Source organism: Inquilinus sp., assembly GCF_039594555.1.
GTDB lineage: Bacteria > Pseudomonadota > Alphaproteobacteria > DSM-16000 > Inquilinaceae > Inquilinus.
Genome location: NZ_JBCNNF010000306.1, coordinates 1 through 8,298, shown reverse-complemented (window position 1 = coordinate 8,298; position 8,298 = coordinate 1). Strand labels below are relative to the sequence as shown.

Genomic DNA, 8,298 nt, shown 5'->3' with positions numbered 1-8,298 from the left:
TCGGCGTTCAGCCGCATCTTCTTCGGGCCCTCGGCGTGCATGCGCAGCGACAGCGCCTTGACGTTGAGGACGATGTCGGTGACGTCCTCGCGGACGCCCGGGATCGACGAGAATTCGTGCAGCACGCCGTCGATGTGGATCGCGGTGACCGCCGCGCCCTGCAGCGAGGACAGCAGCACGCGACGGATGGCGTTGCCGAGGGTCAGGCCGAAGCCGCGCTCGAGCGGGTCGGCGACCAGGGTCGCCTTGCGCTGCGAATCGTCGCCCGGCTGGACGTCGAGAGCGTTGGGCTTGATCAGTTCCTGCCAGTTGCGCTGAAGCACTGTCATATCATCCTGTTCTGCCACGAGAGGCCGGATACGGCCGAAAATGCCGACGGGGGCCGAAGCCCCCTTCCGATCCCATCCGTGGACCCTGTGGCCAGGGATCCTGTCCCGGATCGGCCGGCTGAAACCGCGCGAAGGTTCCGGCCCGCCGACCGCGTGCCCCGGGGAACCGGAGGCGACGGCCGGCAGGCCGGACAGTCCTTAGACGCGACGCTTCTTGCGCGGACGGACGCCGTTGTGCGGGATCGGCGTGACGTCGCGGATCGAAGTGATCTGGAAGCCGACCGACTGCAGGGCGCGCAGGGCGCTCTCACGGCCGGAGCCGGGGCCCTTCACGTTGATCTCGAGCACGCGCATGCCGTGCTCCTGCGCCTTGCGGCCGGCATCCTCGGCGGCCATCTGGGCGGCGTAGGGAGTCGACTTGCGGCTGCCCTTGAAGCCCATGCCACCGGCCGACGACCAGGCAATGGCGTTGCCCTGGGCGTCGGTGATGGTGATCACCGTGTTGTTGAAGGACGAGTTCACGTGGGCGACGCCCGAAGTGATGTTCTTGCGCTCGCGACGACGCAGACGGGCGTTCGCGGCGGCAGCTGCTGGCTTGGCCATGGTTCGCTCGCCTTCCGATTACTTCTTCTTGCCCGCGATGGGCTTCGCCGGGCCCTTGCGGGTGCGGGCGTTGGTGTGGGTGCGCTGGCCGCGGACCGGCAGGCCCTTGCGGTGACGCAGGCCGCGGTAGCAGCCCAGGTCCATCAGGCGCTTGATGTTCATCGCAATCTCGCGACGCAGATCGCCTTCGACCGTGAAGTCGCTGTCGATGGTCTCGCGGATGCGCAGGATCTCGTCTTCGGTCAGCTCGTTGACGCGGCGGTCGGCCGGGATGCCGAGCTTGTCGATAATGGTCTGGGCGGTGTGGCGCCCGATGCCATGGATATAGGTGAGCGCGATCAGGACGCGCTTCTGGGTCGGGATATTGACGCCGGCAATACGTGCCACGTCTCTCTCCTGTGCGGTTGCCACCTTCGGCGCCGCCGCTGCCCCGCCCTGTCGGGCCTGGCCTGCAACGCCGGGTTGGCTGGTTCATGTCTGCCCGCGGGCCGGAGCGGCTACGCGAACGCCTTGCGCTTCGGTCGCCTTCCGGCTCCGAAGCGGGCGGAGTATAGTGATTGGCAGTACAGAGTCAACCGCCGGCATTCGCATTCGGAATCCGCGCGGCCGGGGTCGACAGCGACCGAACCATAACTGGGACCGGTCCGGCTTGTCACCCGTGGAATTGTGACGATTCTCTTGAACATGGCCGCCATCCGGCCGCCGCAGCAGGAGAAGGATGATGCAGAACCTGCCGGTCCTCCGCGCCCTCGCCGCCAATTGGGGCGCCATCGCGCTGCGCGGCGTCCTCGCCATCCTGTTCGGCATCCTGGCCTGGCTGTGGCCGGGCCTGACGCTGGCGGTGCTGATCATTCTCTACGCCGCCTATGCGCTGGTGGACGGGGTGATGGGCATCGTCGTCGGCATCCGCGGCCGCAACTGGGGCTATGCCCTGCTCGGCCTGGTCGGCGTGATCGCCGGGCTGGTCGCCGCCGCCTGGCCGCTGCTGACCGCGATCGTGCTGGTCACCATCATCGGCATCTGGGCGATCGTGATCGGGGTGATGGAGATCGCCACCGCCATCCGGCTGCGCCACGAGATCGAGGGCGAGTGGCTGCTGGCCCTGACCGGGGCGCTGTGGGTGCTGTTCGGCGCCTATGCCCTGGCCTTCCCCGGCGCCGGGGCGCTGTCGCTGGTCTGGCTGATCGCGACCTGGGCCGTGGTGATCGGCGTGCTGCAGCTGATCCTGGCCTTCCGCCTGCGCCGCCTGGTGCACCACCACGGCGCCGCGGCCTGAAGGACGGTCGCCATGGCGTGACGCCGATGCCGCGGCCGTGCCACCCTGCCGGCTCCGCAATCGCAGAGGGCACCGCCATGGCATCGGGTCTGATCGAATATGAGGAGGCGTCGCCGGAGGTGCGCGCCGTCTACGACGACATCATGGCCACCCGCCGGATCGACCGGGTGAACAACTTCTGGAAGGCGCTGGCGATGCACCCGCCGACGCTGAAGCGAACCTGGGAGAGCCTGAAGGAGGTGATGGCGCCCGGCGCGCTGGACCCGCTGGTGAAGGAGATGCTGTATCTCGCCGTCAGCACCACTAATGGCTGCGGCTATTGCATCGCCTCGCACAGCGTGGCGGCGCGCAAGGCCGGCATGACCGACGCGATGCTGGGCGAGCTGATGGCCGTGGTCGGCATGGCCAACGAGACCAACCGCCTGGCCACCGGCCTGCAGGTGCCGATCGACGAGGCGTTCCGGCCGGATCACGGAAGTTGAGCCGCATCCGCCAAGCGGCACTTCAGCAGGATTTCTTATTTCGGTTAGCTAGAATAAAATTTCGGTGTCCGGAAATATTTTGACAGCGGCAAATCATCCCAGAACCAAATCGCCTTCAAAGATTCTTACTTCTTCTTGCTTACTGAAAAGTAAATATTTCAAGTTACCCTGACGGGCATATGAATTTTCAAGTCAAAATTTCACACCCGAGCTGTTTCAGAGGATATCGCCATGAAGTTATGGCTTCCCTTGGCTTGCGCCGCCTTCGCCTCGACGGCGGCGCAAGCGAATTCCAACCTGTTTGAACTCTGCAATGAATCGTTCCGCGAGCTCTCGCCGGCCGAGCAGCAGCTGGTCATCAGCAAGGGCTGCGCCCTCGAGCCGGACGGCAATGCGATCAATGTGGCCTCGCTTCCTGACAGGACTGGAACTGGAACTGGAACCGGGACCGGCACCGGAACGGGGGCAGGAGCCGGGACCGGCCCAACCGGCGGTTCGGCTTCGGGCGGCGGCAACGGCGGCGGATCCGGAGGCGGCGGCTCCGGTGGCGGCGGATCCGGAGGTGGCTCGGGCGGCGGCGGGTCCGGCGGCGGCGGAAGCGGAGGTGGCGGGTCAGGCGGTGGCAATGGTGGCGGGATCAATGTCGGGGTCGGCGGCGGCGCCACAGGCAATGGCGGCGGCATCAATGTCGGCGTCGGCAGCGGGTCCGGCAGCAACAACAGCGGCGGGGTGAATGTCGGCGCGGCCGGCGGCGCCTCCCACAATTCCGGCGGCGTCAATGTCGGGGTCGGCGGCGGCGCCGCTTCGGGCAACAGCGGCGGCATCAATGCCGGCCTGGGCAACGGTGCCGCGGCGTCGAACAGCGGCGGTGTCAATGTCGGGGTCGGCGGCAAGGCCGCCTCCGGCAACACCGGCGGCGTGAATGTCGGCGTCGGTACCGGCGCGGCCTCCTCCAACCGCGGCGGGGTCAATGTCGGCGTCGGCGGCAAGGCGGCGGCCGGCAATAGTGGCGGCATCAATGCCGGCCTCGGCACCGGCGCGGCGTCGGGCAATGCCAGCGGCCTCAATGCCGGGCTGGGCAGCGGCGCCGCCTCGACCGATCGCGGCAGCGTCAATGTCGGGCTGGGCAGCACCTCCGCCTCCGGCAACACCGGCGGCGTCAATGCCGGCCTCGGCACCGGCGCGGCCTCGACCAACAGCGGCGGGCTGAATCTCGGCATCGGCGGCAAGGCGGCGACCGGCAACACGGGCGGCATCAATGTCGGGCTGGGCGGCGGCAGCGGCAGCGCGGCCAGCGGCAACACCGGCGGCATCAATGTCGGCCTCGGCGGCAGCAAGGGCGTCGGCGTCCATCTCGGCGGCAGCCACAGCGGCATCAGCGTCGGCGGCCACCGTCTCTGACCGATCCGACGGAAGCACGGGGGGCCGGCATTGCGGTGCCGGCCCTTCCGTTTCCAGCGCGGCTTGACAGCCCCGGGAGACGATAGAACCATCTCCGGCCCCACACACCGGAGGGATCATTGCCCCCATACGCCGGCATCGCGACCTTCCTCAACGCCCCTCATCGCCGCCGGCCGGAAGGCGGCCGCCCCGCCGCCGCGGTGCTGGGCCTGCCCTTCGACCTCGGCACGACCAACCGGCCCGGCTCGCGCTTCGGCCCCGGCGCCATCCGCGCCGCCAGCCGCACCCTGACCGGCGACGACCATCCCGACCTGGCGCTGAGCCCGGGGGAGCGGCTGGACCTGTATGACGCCGGGGATGCGGTGCCGATCACCGCCGACCTCGTGGGCAGCCTGGAGGCCATCCGCGCCGCGGCGGCGGAGCAGATCGGGGCTGGGGCCCGCCTGCTGGGGCTGGGCGGCGACCACACCGTCACCCTGCCGCTGCTGGAGGCGACCGCGGCCAGGCACGGCCCGCTGGCGCTGATGCAGTTCGACGCGCATGTCGACAGCTGGGCCGGCACGCCGACCGCGCGGGTCTATCACGGCTCCTGGCTGCGCCACGCGATCGAGCGCGGCCTGGTTGACCCGCGGGCCACGGTGCAGGTCGGGCTGCACAGCCCGGTCGACCGCGCCACCGCCGCCTGGACGCGGGAGCAGGGGGTGACCGGCCTGTCGGCCGAGAGCGTGCATCTCGATGGCATCGAGCGGACGGTCGAACGGATCCGCGCCGTGCTCGGCGACCGCCCGGCCTATCTGACCTTCGACATCGACGGCATCGACCCCGGCCTGGCGCCCGGAGTCGCCTGCCCGGAAGCCGGCGGCCTGTTCCCGTGGCAGGCGTTGGCCATGCTGCGCCGGCTGGGCGACATCGCCTGGGTCGGGGCCGACGTGGTCGAGACCTGCCCGCCCTACGATCAGAGCGACGTCACCGCCGTGCTGGCCGCCACCATCGGCTGGACCTGGCTGTGCCTGCTAGCGGCGCGGGAGCCGGCCTGACGTCCAGCTCGGCGAAGGCAACAACCGAAGCGCGTCTGACCTCGGATCTCTTCTATTTTTTTGTCATCCTCGGGCTTGACCCGAGGATCCAGGGGCTTTCAAGACCCGCTCTCGGTGGCCCCTGGATTGCCGGGTCAAGCCCGGCAATGACAATAAAAGTTGAGAACAGCGGCTCTCCACAGCCCTAAAGCTGGCCCGGACAGCAGTGCCTGACGTCAGTCCAGGACGGCGTAGCCGCGCCGGATCATGCAGTTCCGGACCACGTTCTGGGTGCTGTTGGCGGCGGAGGCTCCGCCGCCGACCGCGCCGCTGAGGCCGCCGACCCCGGCGCCGATCGCGGCGCCCCGCCCGACATTGCCGGTGAAGGCGCCGATGATCGCGCCGCCCGCCGCCCCCACCGCCCCGCCGACCAGCGCCCCCCCGACCGTGCGCCCGCCGGCGTCGACCTGCTTGGCGATTTGCTGGCACTGCTGCACGTCGTATTCGTAGTTGCGCCCGCCGGCGACCGAGGTCGCGGGATCGATGATCGGCCGCACCTGGTCGGCACATCCGGCGAGACCCAGCGCCGCCACGGCGAAAACGGCTGCCCTGCTCAAGCCCATGTCACTCTCCCTCGATCGAACCGGCAATGGCGTTCGAACAATTGTTCCAAACAATAGAATCATTTGCGGCCCGGGGCCACGTGCCCCGCCACCGTCCGCAAACCATAACATAACTGCAACATCTCGCTTGTAGGGTTCACCGCATCGCACCATGGCAGCCCGGCGAGGCCCCGCATGACCACTTCCGTGCTCGACTCCAGGCCGACAGGAGGGCTCAGCCGGCTGACGCCGCTGGCCGTCATCGCCCTGCTCATCATCGGCGTCGTCTACGCCGGCTGGAGCCTGCTCAACGACCTGGGCGAGGTGCATTCCCCGAGCCTGCTGCCCTTCATCCTGCTCGGCATCGCCCTGCTGATCGCGCTCGGCTTCGAGTTCGTCAACGGCTTCCACGACACCGCCAACGCGGTGGCGACCGTCATCTACACCAACTCGCTGCCGCCGACGGTGGCGGTGGTGTGGTCCGGCTTCTGGAACTTCATGGGCGTGCTGACCTCCACCGGCCTGGTCGCCTTCGGTATCATCTCGCTGCTGCCGGTCGAGCTGATCCTGCAGGTCGGCAGCAATGCCGGCTTCGCCATGGTGTTCGCGCTGCTGATCGCCGCGATCATCTGGAATGTCGGCACCTGGTATTTCGGCCTGCCCTCCTCCTCCTCGCACACGCTGATCGGCTCGATCATCGGCGTCGGCGTGATGAACCAGCTGATGGCGATCCCGGGCACCGGGACCAGCGGCGTGGACTGGTCCCAGGCGCTGGGCATCGGCAAGTCGCTGCTGCTGTCGCCGCTGATCGGCTTCGCCGCCGCGGCGCTGCTGCTGCTGGCCGCCAAGGCGCTGATCAAGCGGCCGGAGCTGTACCGCGCGCCGGAAGGCAACAAGCCGCCGCCGCTGTGGATCCGCGGCCTGCTGGTGCTGACCTGCACCGGCGTCAGCTTCGCCCATGGCTCGAATGACGGGCAGAAGGGCATGGGGCTGATCATGCTGATCCTGATCGGCACCGTGCCCACCGCCTATGCCCTGAACCGGGCGATGCCGGAATCGCAGATCACCGCCTTCGCCCAGGTCTCGGACCAGGCGGCCGGGGTGCTGGGCCATTATGCCGGCACCACCGCCGCGCCCGCCGATGCGCGGGCCGCGGTGACCGCCTATGTCCGCGACCGGGCCCTGGCGCCGGAGACGGTGCCGGCGCTGGTCGCCCTGACCCAGGAGATCGACCGCAGCGTCGCCGGCCGCAGCTCGCTGGCCGCGGTGCCGAACGAGCAGGTCGGCAACATCCGCAACGACATGTACCTGGCCTCCGAGGCGCTCAAGCTGATGGCCAAGGCCAATGCGCCCGCCTTCAGCGCTGATGACGGCAAGGTGCTGACCGCCTATCGCGGCTATCTCGACCAGGCGACCAAGTTCATCCCGGACTGGGTCAAGGTGGCGGTCGCGATCGCGCTGGGCCTCGGCACCATGGTCGGCTGGAAGCGGATCGTCGTCACCGTCGGCGAGAAGATCGGCAAGGAGCATCTGACCTACGCCCAGGGCGGCTCGGCCGAGCTAGTGGCGATGGCGACGATCGGCGCCGCCGACATGTACGGCCTGCCGGTCAGCACCACCCATGTGCTGTCCTCCGGCGTCGCCGGCACCATGGCGGCGAACCGCTCCGGCCTGCAATGGGGCACGATCCGCAACCTGATCATGGCCTGGGTGCTGACCCTGCCAGCCTCGATCGCCCTGGCGGCCGCCCTCTACTGGCTGCTGCGGCACCTGTTCTGATCCTGGACCAGGGCTTGGACAAGGCGCGGCCGACCGTCAGCTTCCGCTTCGGCGATGCGGTCGCCGCCGCTTACCACTTCGACCCCGGCTCCGGCGCCTGCCGCCAGACCGGGGTCGATCCGCTTCCGGCCACCGATGGCGGCTGGGTGTGGCTGCATCTGAAGCTGACCGACATCCGCGGCCGGCACTGGCTGGCACGGCACGAGGTGCTGCCCCCGCCGGTCGCGCAATGGCTGCTGGACGGGCCCGACCGGGTGCAGATGCAACGGCTGGATGGCTGGCTGGTCGGCGCCGCCAACGGGCTGCACCACGATTTCGCCTTCGAGCCGGACCAGATCGGCCGGCTGCGCTTCTGCGCCGGGCCGAACCTCCTGGTCACCGGCCGGCGCCACCCGCTGCGCGTGGTCGACGAGATCCGCCGCAGCCTGGACGCCGGCAACGCGCCGGCCACGGCGCTGGGCATGCTGGCGCTGATCGCCGGGCACCTGGCGGCCGAGGCCGAGGCGACTGTCGAGAAGCTGATGGACGAGGTCGACGCCATCGAGGACCGGGTGCTGGACGACCGGTCGACCAGCCGCACGGTCGAGGACCGCCAGGCGCTGGGCCGCATCCGCCGCCGCGCCGCGACCCTGCGCCGCCACCTGCTGCCCGAAGGCGCCGTGGTCGCCGCCGGCCTGGCCGACCTGCCGGACTGGGCCGACCCGGCCGGCCGCGCCGGCCTGGCCGCCGCCGCCGAACGCTTCCAACGTGTCGCCCGCAGCATCGACGAGGTGATCGACCGCACCCGCCTGCTGCAGGAGGAACTGGCGG

9 protein-coding genes and 1 pseudogene are annotated in these 8,298 nt (G+C 69.5%); 6 read left to right on the top strand and 4 right to left on the bottom strand.

The window, feature by feature from the left end:
- From ABDW35_RS26290 to rpsM, 3 genes and pseudogenes are all read right to left on the bottom strand, one after another.
- Positions 1-323 (bottom strand): annotated as a pseudogene (locus tag ABDW35_RS26290) (DNA-directed RNA polymerase subunit alpha); the annotation flags it as partial.
- A gap of 204 nt (positions 324-527) precedes the next feature.
- Complete coding sequence (rpsK, locus tag ABDW35_RS26285) at positions 528-932, bottom strand: 30S ribosomal protein S11 (RefSeq protein ID WP_088152866.1); 405 nt, start codon at positions 930-932, stop codon at positions 528-530.
- Positions 933-950: 18 nt separating this feature from the next.
- A complete protein-coding gene (gene rpsM, locus ABDW35_RS26280) occupies positions 951-1,319 on the bottom strand; it encodes a 30S ribosomal protein S13 (protein WP_343716817.1) in 369 nt (122 codons plus the stop codon).
- 334 nt (positions 1,320-1,653) lie between these two features.
- Here rpsM and ABDW35_RS26275 point away from each other — a divergent pair, with 334 nt between their 5' ends.
- The 4 genes from ABDW35_RS26275 (at position 1,654) to ABDW35_RS26260 (ending at position 5,128) form a co-directional block, all read left to right on the top strand.
- The gene (locus ABDW35_RS26275) at positions 1,654-2,208 is read left to right on the top strand and encodes a DUF308 domain-containing protein (protein WP_343716816.1); all 555 of its coding nucleotides are present in this window, start codon (positions 1,654-1,656) and stop codon (positions 2,206-2,208) included.
- A gap of 77 nt (positions 2,209-2,285) precedes the next feature.
- The gene (locus ABDW35_RS26270; RefSeq protein WP_343716815.1) at positions 2,286-2,690 is read left to right on the top strand and encodes a carboxymuconolactone decarboxylase family protein; all 405 of its coding nucleotides are present in this window, start codon (positions 2,286-2,288) and stop codon (positions 2,688-2,690) included.
- 231 nt (positions 2,691-2,921) lie between these two features.
- Positions 2,922-4,091 carry a hypothetical protein gene (locus tag ABDW35_RS26265; protein ID WP_343716814.1) on the top strand — a complete coding sequence of 390 codons (1,170 nt, stop codon included), beginning with the start codon at positions 2,922-2,924 and terminating at the stop codon, positions 4,089-4,091.
- A 119-nt stretch (positions 4,092-4,210) separates the two neighbouring features.
- Positions 4,211-5,128 carry an arginase family protein gene (locus ABDW35_RS26260; RefSeq protein ID WP_343716813.1) on the top strand — a complete coding sequence of 306 codons (918 nt, stop codon included), beginning with the start codon at positions 4,211-4,213 and terminating at the stop codon, positions 5,126-5,128.
- Between the two features lie 215 nt (positions 5,129-5,343).
- Here ABDW35_RS26260 and ABDW35_RS26255 read toward each other — a convergent pair whose 3' ends face one another.
- Positions 5,344-5,730 carry a glycine zipper family protein gene (locus tag ABDW35_RS26255; RefSeq protein ID WP_343716812.1) on the bottom strand — a complete coding sequence of 129 codons (387 nt, stop codon included), beginning with the start codon at positions 5,728-5,730 and terminating at the stop codon, positions 5,344-5,346.
- Between the two features lie 174 nt (positions 5,731-5,904).
- Between ABDW35_RS26255 and ABDW35_RS26250 the strand changes: the two genes are divergently transcribed.
- The gene (locus ABDW35_RS26250) at positions 5,905-7,488 is read left to right on the top strand and encodes an inorganic phosphate transporter (protein WP_343716811.1); all 1,584 of its coding nucleotides are present in this window, start codon (positions 5,905-5,907) and stop codon (positions 7,486-7,488) included.
- A 14-nt stretch (positions 7,489-7,502) separates the two neighbouring features.
- A partial coding sequence (locus ABDW35_RS26245) for a CorA family divalent cation transporter (protein WP_343716810.1) occupies positions 7,503-8,298 on the top strand: 796 nt, incomplete at its 3' end.

Coding starts and splice junctions, on each gene's coding strand:
- ABDW35_RS26275 (WP_343716816.1), top strand. CDS start 1,654: ATGCAGAACCTGCCGGTCCTCCGCGCCCTCGCCGCCAATTGGGGCGCC.
- ABDW35_RS26250 (WP_343716811.1), top strand. CDS start 5,905: ATGACCACTTCCGTGCTCGACTCCAGGCCGACAGGAGGGCTCAGCCGG.
- ABDW35_RS26255 (WP_343716812.1), bottom strand. CDS start 5,730: ATGGGCTTGAGCAGGGCAGCCGTTTTCGCCGTGGCGGCGCTGGGTCTC.
- ABDW35_RS26270 (WP_343716815.1), top strand. CDS start 2,286: ATGGCATCGGGTCTGATCGAATATGAGGAGGCGTCGCCGGAGGTGCGC.
- ABDW35_RS26265 (WP_343716814.1), top strand. CDS start 2,922: ATGAAGTTATGGCTTCCCTTGGCTTGCGCCGCCTTCGCCTCGACGGCG.
- rpsK (WP_088152866.1), bottom strand. CDS start 932: ATGGCCAAGCCAGCAGCTGCCGCCGCGAACGCCCGTCTGCGTCGTCGC.